Origin of the sequence: Pleomorphochaeta sp. DL1XJH-081 (assembly GCF_049310885.1) — a bacterium.
Classification (GTDB): Bacteria; Spirochaetota; Spirochaetia; order Sphaerochaetales; family Sphaerochaetaceae; genus CAYZJV01.
In genome coordinates this window covers 1-261 of the sequence record NZ_JBMDYO010000136.1, presented here as the reverse complement: position 1 = coordinate 261, position 261 = coordinate 1, and the positions used below count along the sequence as shown (strand labels likewise).

Genomic DNA, 261 nt, shown 5'->3' with positions numbered 1-261 from the left:
AAACTTTTCTACTTTAATTCATAACTTGAAGAAAATGGGTGCCAAATTGATAGTTCTTCTTGGCCTTTTAGCCATGACTCTTGTGGTCTGCTCGGAAGTAGCTGCAGCTAGAGAACTTGCTGAGACTACCAACGCCGTCGATCCATCAAAAGAAAGTGTAATGGATGAACTCCCACCGGCATATGGCAAACCAGTTGGTGGGACACCGGGTGGTGGCGGCTGCTCCGGATGTTCAAAAGATGGACAAAAGATGGATGCGGG

Annotated in this window: 1 protein-coding gene; it reads left to right on the top strand. The window is 47.1% G+C overall.

The features are described from left to right. Positions 1–25: 25 nt before the first annotated feature. Positions 26–261: hypothetical protein (locus tag ACODJP_RS14215; protein ID WP_422482612.1), on the top strand; the 236-nt coding region annotated here is incomplete at its 3' end.